Source organism: Pseudomonas sp. G.S.17 (genome assembly GCF_038096165.1).
Lineage (GTDB): Bacteria > Pseudomonadota > Gammaproteobacteria > Pseudomonadales > Pseudomonadaceae > Aquipseudomonas.
In genome coordinates this window covers 2,947,579-2,965,322 of the sequence record NZ_CP151076.1, presented here as the reverse complement: position 1 = coordinate 2,965,322, position 17,744 = coordinate 2,947,579, and the positions used below count along the sequence as shown (strand labels likewise).

Sequence of the window (17,744 nt, the reverse complement as noted above, 5' to 3'; positions counted from 1 at the left end):
TGCATTCAGGCTCTTGGATGAGCGCTGAGACCGGCATTACGCACACAAAATAGTCCTCGTGAGGTCGATATGAATAGGGATGTTCTGGGGGCGATAAATAAGCTTTGGGAGCTCGGGCAAGTCGGGTCTGCCGGCCTCTGGAAGGAGCATGCCTTCGTCGAACTGCGAAATGCGTGTGCGGCCGAATATCAGCAGGGAAAAGTGACGTTCGGGCTGACATTTGCCTTAGATCACGCGCTGAAGTCTTTGGGGCTGCCTTGTCTGTCGGCGTCACTTTCGCAAGTCAAGCCGCTTGATCCAACCCAAGTCGCGAACAGGCTCGAAGCCGCTTTCAGCCAGAAGACGATACGGCGTAGATACCTGTGCCCACTTGACCTGGCCGAACAAATTCCGCCGATGAAATTCGGCAATGCCAGAGTCTCGATGTTTACTGCAGTAGAGCTTAGCGTGCTCTTCGATAGGCCACGACTCGCCAGGTACTATCCCACTCTTGATCCGGAGTTCGACGGGTTCTCTCAATTCAACTGGCTCGTGGTTGAAGAGGAGGTAGTGACGGACAAGGGGGCTGGTGACCGCGCTGTTCCTGCCTTCTCGATGATGATGAATAGAGACTTGGGTGAGATTGATCCTCATAAAAGCCGCTTTCCATTGGCCGTTGAGACAGCGCTCTTCTTTCTGCTGCTTGCGCCGTGGGAGGAATGGGCGACGATGCCCGAGGTCGATTGGCGAGGTTTTCGGATCCCTTGGATTTATCAGCTAGACGATGACTTATTTGTCACGCCATCAATCCCTCGTGGCTCAGACAGCCTGTCTTGGGAACCGTATGTTTACCAGGATCAATGGGGAGAGTCTGAGGAGATTGATAGACCGGTAGAGCTGAGGCTTACTGATGCCGCCAACGAATTCCTAGCGGGCCTTGGAGTTCCCCACTGGCAAGCCTTCCAGACTGCCCTGGTCTCTGAGCTGTTCGAAACTCCGATCATGCATTTTCTGGTTCGAGGATTTCTTTCGGATGGCATCGACGAGTTCATGGCCCACTTGACTACCGTCGAAGCGGCCCTGGGTTTGCAAGATGACCATGATTTCAACAGTCGTCGCAATTTCCCGAAAATAAGTGCCACCAAGAGAGTCGCTAGGCGCTTAGCCGCGGCGCTGAATGATGCCGGTGCTGCTGACGTGTATGACGAGCTTTTCAACGTTAGGAGCGCTTTCATTCATGGCCGTGGGGGCATGAAAAAAATACCCACTGCGCAGCGCGTTCAGGCGCGAACGATTGCATCGAAAGCCTGTGCAGCCTTGGTTGATTTGGCGAGTCAGTCGAGGTTGTCCCGCGACGAAATCCTCGACAATTTATTGGAAAAAGGGGTGAGGCTCGTCGGTACTCAACAGCAGCCCAAGCGCTCCCAGTGACATCGCCCCAGCATGGTGAGAGGTTACGCAGGGTGAGAATCAAACTTGCCGGCCTCGCGTCAAACGTATGGAGCCTACGATCAGGCAATCAACTCCTGCTATGAGTGATCGCTCGGGGCTTAAAGCCGAACAACTAAACACAAGCCTTTCCAAATGAGCGAATTCTGGTTCAACAAGCTACCCGAAGCCATTGCACTTGCACTATCAGCTGTCGACCCTGAAGGAATTGCAGGGTGCCTGCTGTGTGCCCTGGAACGACGGGGTAGGGTGACGGGCTTGCTGTTTTGCGATCAAAGCGGACGCTCTCGGGATGGATCCCAGATTCAGACCGGAGTCATGGAAGACCGGGCCTGGGTTGAGGGGTACGAGCTCGTCATTGCAACTGACGGTGTCTATGTGGTTGCGCATCGTTTGCACGAGAACGGAGCGACCGATCCCGTCGCACGCCGCCACTGACCTAGGTATGGAACGCCCCGGCCTGCCGCGGCTCCTCACCTCATTCACCTTGGCGATACGGACGTTATGAGTCCTAAGCCCTGTGGCAAATCGGCTATAACAGCGGTCAGCAACGCTAGTAAACTCTACCGAACTGAATAGAGATTCCTCTGAGATATTGCATGAACACAGATCTAACTGAAGTAGAAATGCGCAGAGCGCTTTTTGGCGACGCCGAGCCCTCACCAAAAGTGGCTGCATCACCAGAACAGGAGTCGGCTCCTGAGGTCGTGTTTGTGAAGCCAGCGCCGCCTGTGGCAAAGAAGAAGATAGCGAAGGCTTTCACACCTAGGCTGCAGGTAACTCTGCGCGTTGGCAATGAGTTTGAAGGCAAGATGTTTGAGCTGATCCACGAAGCCGACACGCTCAGCAAGCTTTTGGCAGAGCAAGACGCAGTGAAGGCGGCCAGGAAGAAATACCGGTATGTCGAGGTGCTGTCGGTCAAGTCTATGTGAGGGGGCGGCCCTTCAGCGCTGGATGGAACTCAATTTGGGCCATGACAAACTATCGATAATCTGATTTCGCACCTCCGTACGAATCATCTTTTCCACGTACATTGCGGACTTAAGGCTTTCGAAGAGGGCTAGAAAGGCCTGCTCAATGGATATCCTGCACCAGGTACGTTGAGCTAACCCATGCCGCTGTGGCCGCAAATTATTAGTAGTTTGCTTCGATATTGCTCACCACAGTTACACGGCGTTTGCATGCTTACCGTCTGGAGAGGCGGTTAAACACATCCTGGTAAATCTGGCCGTCAGCAAGGGAGAAGAGCAGCATCTCAACCTCATGGATGTGATGCGGATTGCCCCAAAGCTCAATGCTTACGTTGCGCACGAGCGAGACGTAACGCGGATAAGCAGCACGCTCTGAGATGAAGTGCTTCTTTCTCAAATCCTTCGGGTCGGTGCTCTCGCCAGAAAGCAGGCGCTCACCCAGGATCAGCGTGGTCACATCAAGCATCTTCAGGCGGGTGTTCCGGCCCTCAGGCATTGGGAAAATAGGATGTTCAGCACCCATCAGATAGTTGATAGCATTGAGGGAGTATGCAACTCGTGCATCGTAGATGCAGGCCCAGTCTGGGCACACGATCGATGCCCATTTTGACCAGCTGCTTATCTGCTGGAAGCGTGGCTGGAAGCCCGCGGGTATCTCGGCGATTCCCTTCAAAGACGAAAAAAGCCCTAGCGTTTCATCGACCTTCGAGAACCGAGTGATACCACCCCATACTTTGATGAAGTAGGTGGCCACGCGCCCGTCTTCAACGTTACAGGTGCTGGAGTTGACCAAGGCGCGAAGCCCTGCTTTCAGCTCCAGGGTTCGATCAAACGCGTTTTCGCCTTCGAACGCAATTCCGAACTGGGCGCCGGCGAAGCTTTGATCAAACGTCCAGTTGTAAAGTGCCGGTAGATCATCTTTCTTGTCCTTAAGATATCGAGCAACGTAGCTGTCCATTTGCGTCCTTACACATAAAGAATCCATGATATCAAAACGAAATCACTGCAAGGCGGCTGTTTGTAAGCTGTCTACCTTAGGGCGGTCATTTGCTGTCTTCAGTCCTGGGAACTCGACATGTCACAAACGTTTGCCTGCCGCAGGCACAGGAGTAAAAACATTATTAAAGCCGATTCCCAGAGCCGCACGCCTCTCGCTGCACATCACTGCACGGCAGGTGGACGTTCTGCGAAGCATGCAGTAAATTCATTAGGAGCTCAGAGAGGCCATAATCTTGACCCAGGCACGCGAGCGACGGCATAGGCAAGAATGCAGAGATCTGTAAACCCAAAACATCGCTTGTTAACCACTGCGGTTAACAGATCAAAATTTAGGTTTACACCGACTGAGCAAGAGGGCGCTCCACCAACCTGGTCGCAGACTGGAATCCAGTTGGTCAATCGCTCTATAGAGCATCGACGATGTCAGCAAAAACCTGGGTCAGACTCGGCCAAGGTTGCTCAAATGCGACTTTATTTATACAGGTGTGACAATGTGCCCGCCGCCCTTAAAAAATTTTAAGCGGGACGCGGCTCTATATTTACAGACAAAGAAAAAGCATGGGCCATCGGCGCCCTCTGCGGCGAGCTATGCCGGGGTAAAACCCTGCCGAACCTAAAGCGCCTTCAGGCTTTTGCGTGTCTCCCAACGGGATAGCCATCGGGCCGGATAGCCATGAGAATTTTTCGTCCTCCGTCATCTGCGCTACCAGGTTGACCGCTCGCTCATGAGCCCTTTGGATATGCAACTGCTCTTTGCTACTCACGTCATTCCCCAGCAGTGGATTTAATGTTCTGAGCGGCGTCTAGCTCGCGGGTTCCCGGATATGTCCGGCCCCCGGATGAGATGTCGATGCCAAAAGCAATTCCGTCCGAGCCTGGCGCAGAGCGGCTTTAACGTCGGTTTTGGCGCATGTATGGGCTGTATTGCTCAAGCCCTAGCTGGGGATCCGGTCGTAGCTGATGTGCCGATTGCACAGACCATCGGTAAGCGATTCGTCGAGATGGCGCTACATCCTCCGTATTTCCACGCCTTCTTTGGTGCTGACCTTGAAATGCTTCGGGGCCGCATTCCTGGTGACGTTGCCCAGGTGGCTCGACTGTTGGCCATTGAGTTTTGTTGAGCCGCTGGGGCACTCCGGTAATCACTAGAAATGGGTAAGGGATATTACTAGGACGAGGTAACCCAGACCGTGAACGCGGCAATCCAGACGGTGCAGCGACTAGATTACCAGCTCGTTTCAAGCGCCTAGTCGATCACGCAGCTCAATTAATGAGTGGATGAACAGGGATGATTCGCTGTGACTGCCTTAGTGCGCAACTGTCTGGCCAAGTCATCTGCCTGCCTCAACCTTCTACCCGCGCTTGGCAGTAGTCGCCAAGCGCGGTGGTCAGGATCTGAGACGGGTGGTCTTAATCACCGCAGTGGTCACAGGTTTTGTCACAGTCGCGATGCCCAATCCATCGCCGAAGAGTTGTTGCAACGTGTCGCCGTTCATTGTCCCTGCATCAAGCTGCCGAATTGCCTCTGCCATTACCGCGCATTTAGCCAGAATTAGGTAGCCCATCGACCTATCAGCCATTCCATGCTTCGTGGAGCTGTCTTCAACGATCGCCAGCTTCAAAGCATTGACTACAGGAGTCGGTAACTCAAGCCCCTCCTCAACCACCATATTGATCCCTCGGTTCAGCAGGTTCAAAATCCGCTGCCCTTGCTCATCAACAATCGTTCGAACGTGGTGAAGACGTTCGGCGGTGTTCATTTCTTGCGCCGCCAAAAACCTCGGAAGTAGGTCTTCGACAAAGCGAGCCATGTGTATATCGCGGTGCTCACGTAAGATTTCAGATGCAGGATTGGGTCTTTCCTGGTTGATCATTTGCTGCAGGTATTTTCGGCCTTCCTCAGGTGTTGGTAGGGTCAACAGTGAGCCACCAGAGATTTCCAGCACATCTTTATTGGGCCCAGCGCTCTGCGCCAATGGATCTATCAAAACAGTAATACGCTTTTCGGCTCCTTGAGGCAGTACGCCCAGATTGACGGCAAGGCAAAGGTGTTTGAAAAGCGTGATGAGGGCAGTGGCTTGTCCGGTTGCTCCCGAGACCTCAATCACGACGGAATGAACGTGTGGGAACGAGGCATCGCCCACCACCGAGACGCGTGATGGATCTACCCACCAAACTCGCTCGCCGATCAACTCTTCGCCGAGGACAGATTTTTTGATTGAGGACAGCGCACGATGGCGCGACACATCGGGAAAGTAATGCGAGAGGAGAGTGAGAGCCACATAGGCCAGCGCACATCGGAACTCATCGGAACCGAACTCTAACCGCTGGCTGATCGCTGTCGGGAAATATTCAGTCCGAGACTCACCCGTGACGGCAGATAGGAATTCAAAACCATTCTTCTTCTGCTCCGTGATCCACCGATCTCGCTGAGAAATGGAGGCAAATGCCAGGACGGCTTCCTTCCCCAAAATCGCTGGTGTATGGCTCAAAGGAGGCGGTGGAGCGACCTCGATGTTGTCATTTAGCGCTTGGAACCGCTGCCCGTTTAGCTGAGTTATCTGATGGGGCTGAGGTGCGTCATGGTGATCGGATCGAACCCCGAGCGTGGCGTTGAAATAGCTCAGCGCTTTCATCAACTCCTTTACGTGGTGGCCGAGACCTTTATTGTGGTCGTCGCAGTAAATCCCTTTGTTCTTCCTACGCCCCCCGAATGCGGCAGGGAACACATGCTCCCGCGATCCCGCCGGGTTACCACACATGATGCAGTCCAGTGCCATACCTACCCGTCTCCCAAGTCACTTACAGCGAAACTACACGACTTCCACCGAGGAATCGATCTGCGTAATGCGGATCTGGGCCTGTGCGCGATAGCCTGTTGTTGATCATCAACATGCGATGACGCGCAAGGCGCCACGCAGCAATGTCGAAGGTTGCTTATTGCTGAAGTGATTGCGCAACATGACATTCGGCGGCAAGACGGGGCCGGTGTGATCATGCCGTTAGCAGCTGCACTACGATTGTGCCCGGGCTCGGGCTGAGCTGCTCAAGACCTATCCGGCCGCACCTAGCAAGAGTATGAGATTCGCTTCAACAGAGACGCATTGGCTGCAAGGTGTGGGAAAGCCAAAGCGCTCCTTTTCTCGGGCCACCTCGGACAACTGTCCAAAAATCGGCATATTGATACTAGTTGGCGACAATTTGCTATTCGACCCCCTTGAAAAATCGACGCTGAGACGGAGTAGTTCTTATTAGGAAGAAAAAAATTTTGAGGAGCTTATCGTTTTGTGTTCAAAGCAAAAGCGGTTAGTCCCCAGTCAGTTTCGCAGGCAAGTTGGTGGACGCTGAGTGCTTTTGAAGCTCTTGATCTGTAGTGCATCCAGGCCGAACGGTGACGGTAAGGCTGCACACTGTTAAGACCCGCAGGGGCTGAGGGGGTCGGCTTTAGGCAGCAAAGCTGCCTACTTTTTCTTTGGCTTCAAATCACACATCGTTTTTTTCAAAAATTGAGGCCCTGGTGTAATCAGCGCCGAGCAGTAGGGTGGCAGGCTCTTTATGAGCACGCTTACGCCCCGAGGGGAGAGGCATCGCGAATGGATAATGGAGCACATGCGGTTGAGACTGCGGTATGGAAAAAGGCGTTTGACCAATACACGACCGCAGCGCTTCGCTCCATCATCCGGGATGCGTGCCAGACACGTCCGAGAGAGCGGGGTGATCCCGGGCGTCTTCACGCTTCAGAGGTCACAGCGCCTGCCGTGGCTATGGTTTGGTCTGTTATGACAGATCTAGGCTTGGTGAGCCCGCTGCCCAGCAATCTGCCCATTTATATTCCAATTCGCTCTACCTTGCGGGCCCACATCACGCGAGAGCTGCAGAAGATGCTAGTGCGGGACGGAAATGCGGATGGCCCCATTGTAGATCAGTTATTCAGTAGCGATTTGGGGCTGTAGTACGGTGGGTACCGAAACACGTCGATGGCAACGTCTGCCTCTGGTGTGTGCTGAATTGTTGCTGAGCCATCGGTAGTATGCCGGCTCGTTCGTCGACTCTTAACGCGATCGCTGTCCGCAGGCGATCCTAAATGCAAGCGCCTCCCTGCGGCGGCACTGCCACGCGGCATCGTGAGCTATCAATCAACTATCGAGTCATGGAGTTAGGCATGCCAAAACACCCAGAGGTACGGAAGCCGCTCGCGGTCACAGTGTGCAACCCCTACATCCCGCCAAACGAGTACCGCGAGGAAATGGCTAAAGCTTTGGAATGCATCGGCAGGCATCTCACCAAGTCAGAGTTCGAAGCACTCGTACTGAAGAAGCTGCGTGTCGAAGACCCAGCCCCTAGCGAAAAGCAATATTTGCAAGCAGCTGTCGAGCTCACTGTTTGCGCACACTACGCACGATTCTTCCCTGAAGGGTTCGTCTACGAGGACAAGGTCGTGCCGCCTCGCGATGTAGACTGCTCGTTCAAAAGTGAAGGTTACAAATTCAACGTCGAAGTGAAGTGCGCTGATTTCACCTTGAAAGAGGATATCGACGGGGGAGGCGCATTCATCATGAGGGCAGTGGGTAGGATGCCAGGCTACAACGAGGCCGCTGCTGAGCTACAGGAAACCTTCGCTAAGGGGGGCAATGAGCTTGTGAAAGGTCTCCATATGGACAACAAGCTCAAAGCGTATCTGATAGATGCTCATGGCAAATTCCCAGACGCTACCCGGCAGGGGGAATACAACGTGCTGGTTGTCGGCTGCGACGATGCGGGTGACATCATGCAGTGGGAAGGTTACCTAACCGGAGTTCAAGGACTGTTTACTGAGCAATCCTATGCCCCAGCGGAGGAGTATTCCAATGTCGATATGGTCGTCCTGACCAACCTTTATCACCGCCATAAATCGGTAGAGCAGAAAGACAAACTCAGTAGCCATTGGTGGTTCGGCGAATCGTTTTCCCTGCTGTATCAAAACCCAAAATCTACGAAGCCCCAAGCAATGGCACATGCGTTTGCTAAAACCCTGAGGTACTTCAACGACGAGGTCGCCCAACACCGGCTGGAAGGCGACGCCCCTGACTGGATCAAGGAACGATTGGCTATCCAGCATTATGTTGGCGACGTCTTAATGGTCACCGGCCAATATCTGTTTCAGCCAGGCCAGAAAAGAAAGCTGCCTCCACAGGGCGAGGGAACCTCAACTGAAGACTAACGCCCTGGTTTCTGAAAATTAGCAGAGGGCCGACCAAGATCACGCCCATCGCAGCGCTCGTTTAGCCTCAAGCTTGTCATTAGTACTAAATGATCGAAATCTCGTGTTCGTGCAGCCACCCTGCTTTGACGATACTGGTCAGCGCGCCCTCGGGGTCAGCTGTGTAGAAGACAATTGCTAAACTTTCCTGCGCGCGACTGCAAGTCACGTATAGCAGTCTGCGCGTCCGAGTCAGCGCATTGTCCTCACCAGCCGCCTCTTTCTGGATGTCGCCAGGGGAGGGTGGCACTACACCGAGAGCTTTCTCGTAATGCCATAAAAAGCCTGCTGCTTCCTTGTCGTCAATGATGACCATAACTCTGGGAAATTCGAGACCCTTCACCCCCTGATGCGTCCCGTAAGGCGATAGCTCACTGCAATACTTGGCGTAGCCGGTGAGCTGCGAGAAAGAGGCTCCAATCAGCAGTCTATAGGCATGGACTTCAAGCGCTTCCCGATCGCCGGTGTCAGGAAAGTCTTCGTCTGTCGCCCCCATCTCGAATGCAACACGAAGGCGATCTGAGAGATCTAGAAGATGCGTATGCGCAAGTACCCGTACGACGTCGCTTATCAAGGGATCTGCATCGGCGAACAGCTCAAGTAAACCTTCGGTACCTCTACCGGCTTGCGCTATCGTCAACGCCTGGTCGGGAGCCGCTGCCAACCGCTCCCGGGCCAACAGTGGTGAGCGAAGCCTTACTGTCTCCATCAGTTTGAAGCTGTCTATCTGCGCCGCATCAAGTATTGGCATCACACCTTCAAGGAACACTCGCAATACCGGAAGTGTGCCATCGAGTAAGCCGGTTCTCAGGTGGTCGACCTGATAAAGAGGAACGAAAACGCCGTCGAATCCCATCCGTCGGCTCGCCATCTTGTGTTCCAGGATCAGCGTTTTCCTTCCCTCCATACCTGAATTCCAGACGCTATCTCCGGTGACATCGGCCATGCGCCTGGCGACCTCACTCTCGATTTGAAAGGTCGACATTGGCTGGCTTCGAACGCAATACATGCGCACTGTCCCCAAAGGCGCATCGTGACGCGGCGACTGCTGATGCGTGTCGGCCTGGGCCCTGATTGCGTTGATCAGTTCCACCACCCGTACCGGACACCGCCTGTTCAAGACCTTCTCGGGTTTGGCCCAGTCTTCAGGCACGGCGCAAGCAAGGCTTTGCATACCGTGTCCATAGATGCTCTGCATGGTGTCGCCTAGCAGGCCTAGGCAAAAACGATCGGATGCCTCAGCCTGAACCACCAAGAAAGCTTCCATCAGTCGGGCCATGGTGTCTTGGCTCTCATCGATGAGCAGAACCGGGTGTTTGTCCACCAAAACATCGAGTAGCGGGCGCCGCTGGATAAAGTCCGCGGCCAAGCCAATCACGTCTGAATGGTTGAGCGCCTGATGGCCACGGTTTTCACCCGTTGGGCTATAGGTAAAATCAAAAACGTGATCAATGTTTTCTAGCCGCTTAAGCTTTCTATCCCGGTCTGCTTTGTTAGCTCGGTAGGTCTTGTTTTCACCCCGGGCTTTAGCCAGTTTGCCCTCCAAATCGGCAATATCATTGGCCAGTTTGACCTTGATCCAGGCTCGAATGTCGTCGTTGAATCCCCTGATCATCTCCCACGCAAAGGAATGGATAGTGGATACCCAAACCAGCGGATCGTGTTCCAGTCGGCGCATCACCTCTTCAGCGGCTGCGTTGGTGTAGGTGATGACAGCGATCTGTCTACCTTCGACCCGCAAGCGCTCCGATGCCCGTTCTTTAAAGTTTCGAACCGCCTCAACAAGCGAGTAGGTTTTGCCCGAACCTGCACCCGCGTAAAGGAAAAAGCTGGTGGGATTATCAAGATCCAAGCATCGCTGGATCACCTGGTCAGCATCTGGCAGCACACTCATACAATCTCCTCCCCAGGGGAGGCCGTAACAATCACCAATTCTGACTGTTTCTTGCGCAGCTTCCATTCAAGCCATACCAAGCCTTCACGTATGTAGTTTGGTACTGTCAGCATAGGAAAGGTAGTCGCCCCCAGTACCTCCAAAGCAAACTCTGCCTTGTTGCCATCTCGAAGCGCCTCGAAAAAGCTCTCACTGAGCTCCTCAGGGGTCGTGGCCGATTGGAGTGCCCGGGCAAACTGACCGACAAGCCCACGACCGGAGCGTGATGCAAAGTAAGCTGCATTGGCCAGTACCAAGCTGTCTTCGAACGTGTTCGCCAGCACCTCAACCGGTAGAGACCCCGTCTGAGCAAGAGCGACCAAGATGGGAGTCTGGTAGGCGATTCGAATAGCAAAAAGCTCATCGAGCTCCTGGCATTTCAGCTCGTCGGCCATTTCGAGAAGGTCATCCACTTTTGCAGAAGCGGCCTTCATCCTAAGCCAGTGCTTGAGAGTTGGGTTGTTGGTCGAGAGGTCGGCGCCTCGGCGAACCGGTTTCGCCGCTTTGGCCTTGCCAGCATCCAGGTCAGTTATGACCAATGTGACGATTCCAAGTGCGTCCACGAGAGGCCGAAGTCGGTGAGCGTGACTCCCTCCAATATCCAGGATGCTGATGTAGCATTGATCGAGAAACTTGAAGTGAGTGCGCAAAAACTGTGGCAACAGCATTCGCTCAGCAGCGCCCTCAACCAAAATCACTGCGTCGGCAAAGAACAGTTCTGCATGCTGAGCCCGGAGATAACGAGTGACGAATTTTTGAGTGTAGGAACCCTCGCCAAACACTGTCGATAGGTTTGAAACGGTCGAAACAGGTACCTGTACGCCGTCCATACCCGCTGGCAGGCGACGGAAATAGCGAAGGTGATCGTACTCTACCTCATGGGTGATATGACTTGAGTGCGTGCTCACTAGCAGCTGAGTCCCCAGATTGGGATAGCGCTTGATCAGCTCATCCTCACAGAGCACTTGGTAGGCGTGTCGGACGAAAACTTGCTGGACTTGAATATGGAGATGGGCCTCGGGCTCTTCAATCAGAACAAGGTGAATTGGCTCAATCCCAGTGGTGGTCTGTTCTTCAGGATTGCGATGCTTGTTGAGCCAGTCGTCCCGGAAACTCATCAACCGAAATATCATCCAGATGAGATTCTGGTAACCCAGGCCGTTAGATGTCTCTGGAAGCCGTAGCACAGATGCCGTGGGAGTCGCGCTTTTGGAGTCAATTTCGAAAAGAACGGCGGCTTCGTGGTTCAGTCCATCTGTAGCGGCGAGTTTGGCCTGGAGGGTAATGGTGGGGTCGCTGCGCCCGGGATACCCGAGCGTTTGGACTTGTAAAAGTGCCGGCCCAAAGCTTGTACTCAGCCGGGTATTGAAGACAGACTGAGCGATTTCGATGGCTCGCAGCGCCTCCAAATCAGACACTTCTGGAGAATCACCTGGGTCGAGATGTTTTTCGTAATAACTGCGCAGCTGCTCGGACAGCTTTTTGCCTCCCGATGATTTCGAGTCGTTTTGCCCTTCATCCCCGTGATCCCCAAACCCCCGCTGAGCATTGATTTCATGGATCTTGATCAACCCATCCAAAGGGCTCTTTTCAAGGGGAATCGCGGATGTTGATAGCTTCTGAGGCGAAGCCCTACGCATCATGCCATGTGGGGTATGCAGCCTTCCTGGATCAAGGCGGTAGGAGCGTATCTTAAATACCTTGCTGAGGCGGCGACTGAGGTAGTCGGTTAAATTCTGCGGCCATAGGCTCAAGCCCATTCGCCGTTTTCTTTGGTCGTCGCTGTCATCGTCGCTTTTCTGAGCATTGCTGTCGTTTGCAGCGTTAGCCTTTGAGTCGGCTGCCAAGAAGGTCAGCAGTTCTAAAACACGCTCGCGCTGCTTCCGATAATCCGCGAACAGCTCGGCTATGTCATCAGGCTCGAGGCGGAACCTCATACCAACCAAGCCCCCATCCCAGTCAAAGTTCGGGATCAAATCTCTTACGTAATGGTACTCACCAGATTCTGCGCTGATCCATACGTCCAGGTGAGGAAGCCAATCATCCCAGTCATTCGCTGTCGGCAAGGGCTCGGCAGGGCCAGCAACCTCCCATGAACGGCCAATGTCGTCTATGCGGTCGAAGTGACAGAGCGTGAGATCCTGAAGCCGTATTCCTGAGGACTTGCCGCTCAGAAATTTGCGCAACGCGAGCATCGCAGATGATTTCCCGCTGTTATTGGCGCCCACGAGAAGGGTGGTCTCAGCTGACAAGTCTATTCGTACGGAGTGAAGCTTACGAAAATTAGCTATTTCCAGATGTTTGATCTGCATGCGTCGTCCTTGAGCCCTGGGGAGGTGAAATCTTAACGCTGGCGAATGTAACTGAAAGCCTCAACGCTGAGCAGAGGCCGTTTGCACTTAAGCGATTAAGCTTCGTTCAGTAGCGCTCCATTAGGCCTTGAGCGTTGCTCAACACGGGAAACATAGGCCCTCCGAAATGCGCGCATAACGCCAAAGGAGCGCGTGCTTCAAAAACACCGCAAAAATGCAGACATTGAGGCTGGTTCAATATAGGTGATAATGCAAGTCACTCCGTCTAACGGAACCAACGCTGTACATCGTGATGGAGCAGGATGATGAAGGATCAGGGCACACTTCGCTCCCAAGGTGATTTTGCGAACAAACGCACGGTGGAGTACGCGACCGTCCTGGTTGACCTGCCACATGGATTGCTCCCGACGAACCTGCAAAACCCTCACTATGAGGACGACGACCTCGTCGCCGGCTTGTATGTATCTCCAGCGGGTCGGCTGACCTATACCGTGCTTTACCTCAATGACCTGCGGCTGGCGCAACACTTTGCGGCCCACATCGATCATATTTTTTTGGGCCGCCAGTATGCTGGCAAGTACGCTTTGAGAGTCGAGACGGCAACAACCACTCAGACCGTCACCGCGACCAAGTTGAGGGTGAAACACTCCGCCGCAGTCCGGCTGATGCTGTCAGACAAAGGCTTTGTTGTGTAGCCGCGCATCCATCCATTACGCTTAGCCATAGTGGCAGCCCGCCAGCAATACGTTGATGAAGGAACACAACGCATGTCTGAACCCTACCAGCCGATGCCGGCAGTGCTTGATCGGCAAATTGAAAACGAAGCTCAGGATGCTTTTGGGCACAGGCATTTTGCCCAAGCGCTACAGAGCTTGGTGGAAGCCGAACACCACAAACCACCCTTTAGCATTGGCCTGCTCGGGGGCTGGGGTACGGGCAAAAGCTCTATCAAAGAGCTATATACCCGCGGACTTGCTGATGGTGCGTCTGATGGGTCAGGGAAGGTGCCGCGTCGGGATCGCATCAAAAGTATTACCTTCAACGCGTGGCGATTTGGCGGAAAAGATCAGGACATCAAGCGTGCGCTTCTGCGTCACGTATTTATGGAGCTTGGGGGAGACGAGCAGGCACTCCACGACAAGCTCTTTCGAAATGTCACGCGGGTCGAAACCCAATGGAAGGGGTGGAAGGAATACACAGTGCAACTGTGGCGAGCATGGTCACTGCCATTGCCTGCGTTCATTGGCGCAATGTTGCTGCTGTTTGGCCTGGTATGGGCCGGACTTGCCATCCTTCCGTGGAACAATCCCATTGTCCAATCGACGTTCATTTTGGCAATCAGTGGTGCCTACAGCTATCTGTTGAAGAATTTGAAACCTTCGAAAGTCGATAGCTACCGATCTGTCACCAAGGTTTCGCTGCCCAGCGCAAGCGCCGAGCAGTACGAAGAGATGCTGCTTGAGCAACTCAAAGTATTCAAGGGCCCTGCAGCGGGCATCTTCTCCAAACCCGATCCCTGTGAGCGCCTGGTGATTTTCGTAGACGACCTAGATCGACTTTCGGCCGAAGAAATGGTGCTGGGCCTCGACGCAGTTCGTGCATTCATGGAAATCCCCTCAGAGAAGCTTCCAACGGATCTTGGCCTCGTCTTCGTGATCTCGTGTGACGAAGCTAAGGTAGCCGATGCCCTGGCTCGCGGCCGCGGCAATCCTGAGCAGCCCGGTACTGTCTTCACTCACATGGACGCTCGAAGGTACCTCGACCGCATTTTCCAATTCCGCTTGGAAATTCCGCCTGCACCCAGGGGAGATATGAGGCAGTTCGCTTTGAAGCATCTGTCGTCGTTTACGGACATTGTGAAAGATCTGAACGCGCGAGGTGCAAGTCCAGAACAAGTGATTGACCGGATGATTCACGTGAACGTTATCGATCCGCGTAATGCACTTCAGGTCGTTAACGCATTTGCTCAGTCATGGTGGCTCGCAAAGCGAAGAGAATATGAAGGAAGCTCGAGTGAACGGCCTGGTGGCCTTCATGAAGGTGCGGTGACCAGTCATCCAATCTCGCTTGGCGCGCTGAGCGCTGCCCGCGTGAGTTTTCCTGATTTCTACCGCGACCTTCAGGACGATCCTTTACTGCTTGGCCGCCTGACGGAGCTTCTGGTGCATGACGGTGAACTCTCGAATCAGCCTGTTGAGACGCGGGCCCTGTTGGCCAAACGCTACGTCATCGAAGACAAGGACGGAAAGACTACGATACGAGAGGGCTGTCGAGACTTGCGTCAGTTCTTATCTAGCCTGGTAGGGTTGCGCTGGCCAGATTCACTGCAAAGCTTGCTATTGCTGTCCGAGGATCCAATCAGTCGCAAATTCGGCGCGGGCACCAGCACTCTCTACAACCTGCTTGTGTCTGGTGATACCCGAGGGCTGATTGAGCAGCTGTCTACTCGCACCGACAAAATCGCGCTAAGCGAGGATCAGGCACTGCTACTTCATGAACTGATTAGTGATCTGCACCTGGAGACGGTGTCGCGGCGGCACAACGCAATGCGCGTCATAGCGAACTTGCTTGATCATCTCCCACCACGCACGGTGCGTCTGATGCTCGGCAAACTCTGTAATGAGTTGACCGTATCCTTGGATCTTCGGTCAATGGTTGGACTCGAGAAAATCGGCAGCGTTGTGCTGCTCGCTAATGCGCAGGAGCAACGGCAGATAGCGGCTGAGTTGGTTGACGATCTCCTGACCACGCAGCATCAAATTGAATTCCGATTAGAAACCATGCAGACCCCAAGCTTGGACGAAGCAAAGGCCATGGTGCTCAAGGCTTGTAAAGTTGTCCTCAACGTTCGGGCGCTGCATGGGTTGCCCACCGCACAAGAACGCAAGCTTATTGAATGGCTGAAGGTGAGGGACATAAGCATAGGAAAAGCCTCCTTTCATTTCGATTTCAACATACTTGAACAGTGGGTAGGCAAGCATGAGGAGATGTTGCTCACGATGCTAGGGACTGACTACAGCTCGCTTGTAGCAGATGAAGCTGAAGCGGGCAGGTCGCAGGCGCTCGAGCTGCCGACCGTGGCAGGCAGGGTTGATCGATTGTTTGCGAGTCTCGCTGCGAAAGGGGAGGAAAGTCGCGCAGATCTATGGAGGCTTATCGATCGCTATCTGAAGCTTCCAGCGCTTGAATTGCAGTCCTGCGCGCTTACCGCATTGGAACAATCTCATCAATTAGCTGGCGCCCAGCCGCTGTCCGCATGCTTGGTCACCATCGTGCGAAACCTCATCGAACACCCCAACCCCGCAGTCAACTTCGAGCGTGGGTTCCGCTGGGTTCTATCGACGGCGTCTGCCCGTTTTGAAGAACTTTCGAAAGAAGCCAAGTCCAGCCTTGCTGACCTGGGTGAGAATTTATCCGGCGGAGAATCCTACCAGGGGGATGCCGTTGCTCTCTTCGAACAGATCATTCAGCGTGAACTTGGCATGTTGGCGCAGGTGAGCGCGAATTGGGTTGAAGATTTTGCTGAAGGCTTGCCTCTTGAATGCTGCGCATCGCTGCTGAAAGCTTATGCGGATTTGCCGGAAGACGTGCAGAGCAACGTTATCGCGTATTTTGACACAGGATTTACAGCCACAACGCTGCCCGAGCGCTTCGGAAAACTTTACGCCATCGCCGCAACGAACATTCCAAGCAAATCCTGGGATTCGGGCCTATTGCACGACCATCTAGATCGGTCGTTGAGCAGGCTTCCCTCAAGAGTTTCTAGGCCTGTGGAGGATCTGGACGACTTGCTGGTTGGGCTGTCAAAAGTCTATCTCCGTGGTTCCCCTGCGACGATTGCAACCTGTTTGCGAGATACCTTTTCGAGCGCCTCCAGCTATCCGGCTCAACATGAACGACTTCATCAGTATTTCGCCGGAACTTGGCCGTCTACCGATGTGGTGCAGCCCGGTTACGCGCCGGACACCATATTCTCTGACGCAATCAATGTGGGCCGACGAAGCCCGAAAGAAGCAGGGCGCGGGCTGCTTAGCTCTCTTGATTCAATGATCGAGTCAGGGATCGTCGGTCTGGAACGCGACACGGAGCTGATGGAGTTGGCATGTCTGATCTGGCAAGCGCACCCAGTGGAAGCGCAGGAGTTCCTCACTCGCGATTCCAGAAGACTCACACCCGGCCAAATCGCCCAGCTACCTGGCGCCATAGACTGGGAGTCCTTGGAAGAAATAAGTTGGCTCAGGGGCGCTTGGGGAAAAACTGTCTCAGAGCTCGATACATCGGAACGAACCGCGACGACGTTGCTAGTGCTAGCGCTGGGCCCGGTCGGTAGCGCCCAATTACCAGACCAAGCTCTATCCTTATGGATAAATTGCCTCGGTAACGGCGGTTATCAAGGGTTGGTACAAGCTTTGATGTCTACCGAAGCCAGTGATGACGGCCGTCGTCGCCTATGGCGCCAAGTGGCCTCGCTGAACCCAGCCCCAACGCCAACTGAGCTGATAGACCTGAGCATTCGGGTTTTACCAATGGCAGCAGCACCTGAGACTGCTGCAGCTGTGAATAACGACCTGGAGTCCATCTGCAATCGTTTGGGCGACCAAGAAAGTCGGCTAGGCACCGCAAAGCTCCTGCTGGCGACGATCCCCAGCTGCTCATCAGTCACGATCAAAACCAATCTCGCTCGGCTTGCCTTTGGTCTTGGCACTCATGCCGCCTTGACGGCGGTTGATGAGTCAAAGCTGAGCGATGATGATGTACAGGTCATTGCGGATGCTTTCGGTAAAGGACGGGAACTGACCAAGCTCAAATCGCGTTTTGAGAAGGTACCTCGCTAACCGCAAGATATCACCGCAGTTTGGAGG

The 17,744-nt window shown here is 53.9% G+C and carries 9 protein-coding genes; 5 read left to right on the top strand and 4 right to left on the bottom strand.

Annotated elements, in window-relative coordinates; translation table 11 throughout:
• The first annotated feature begins 69 nt into the window (after positions 1-69).
• Both AABC73_RS13680 and AABC73_RS13675 read left to right on the top strand, forming a co-directional pair.
• Positions 70-1,410, top strand: coding sequence for a hypothetical protein (locus AABC73_RS13680; protein ID WP_341524036.1), 1,341 nt, complete (start codon positions 70-72; stop codon positions 1,408-1,410).
• Positions 1,411-2,027: 617 nt separating this feature from the next.
• The gene (locus AABC73_RS13675; RefSeq protein WP_341524035.1) at positions 2,028-2,360 is read left to right on the top strand and encodes a hypothetical protein; all 333 of its coding nucleotides are present in this window, start codon (positions 2,028-2,030) and stop codon (positions 2,358-2,360) included.
• A gap of 253 nt (positions 2,361-2,613) precedes the next feature.
• Here AABC73_RS13675 and AABC73_RS13670 read toward each other — a convergent pair whose 3' ends face one another.
• Both AABC73_RS13670 and AABC73_RS13665 read right to left on the bottom strand, forming a co-directional pair.
• Positions 2,614-3,357: a hypothetical protein gene (locus AABC73_RS13670; RefSeq protein ID WP_341524034.1), complete on the bottom strand. Its 744-nt coding sequence runs from the start codon at positions 3,355-3,357 to the stop codon at positions 2,614-2,616.
• A 1,429-nt stretch (positions 3,358-4,786) separates the two neighbouring features.
• The gene (locus tag AABC73_RS13665) at positions 4,787-6,034 is read right to left on the bottom strand and encodes a hypothetical protein (RefSeq protein WP_341524033.1); all 1,248 of its coding nucleotides are present in this window, start codon (positions 6,032-6,034) and stop codon (positions 4,787-4,789) included.
• 1,526 nt (positions 6,035-7,560) lie between these two features.
• On the opposite strand from AABC73_RS13665, the gene AABC73_RS13660 reads away from it, so the two are divergent.
• The gene (locus tag AABC73_RS13660) at positions 7,561-8,598 is read left to right on the top strand and encodes a hypothetical protein (protein WP_341524032.1); all 1,038 of its coding nucleotides are present in this window, start codon (positions 7,561-7,563) and stop codon (positions 8,596-8,598) included.
• Between the two features lie 85 nt (positions 8,599-8,683).
• Here AABC73_RS13660 and AABC73_RS13655 read toward each other — a convergent pair whose 3' ends face one another.
• Entirely contained in the window at positions 8,684-10,531 is a 1,848-nt protein-coding gene (locus tag AABC73_RS13655; protein WP_341524031.1) for a UvrD-helicase domain-containing protein, read from the bottom strand.
• On the bottom strand, positions 10,528-12,882 hold the full coding sequence (locus AABC73_RS13650) for an AAA family ATPase (protein ID WP_341524030.1): 2,355 nt from the start codon (positions 12,880-12,882) through the stop codon (positions 10,528-10,530). Before AABC73_RS13650 ends, AABC73_RS13655 begins: the two co-directional genes overlap by 4 nt.
• A gap of 305 nt (positions 12,883-13,187) precedes the next feature.
• On the opposite strand from AABC73_RS13650, the gene AABC73_RS13645 reads away from it, so the two are divergent.
• Positions 13,188-13,577 (top strand): hypothetical protein, encoded by a 390-nt coding sequence (locus AABC73_RS13645; protein WP_341524029.1) that lies wholly within the window; start codon positions 13,188-13,190, stop codon positions 13,575-13,577.
• 72 nt (positions 13,578-13,649) lie between these two features.
• Entirely contained in the window at positions 13,650-17,717 is a 4,068-nt protein-coding gene (locus AABC73_RS13640) for a P-loop NTPase fold protein (protein WP_341524028.1), read from the top strand.
• Positions 17,718-17,744 lie beyond the last annotated feature (27 nt).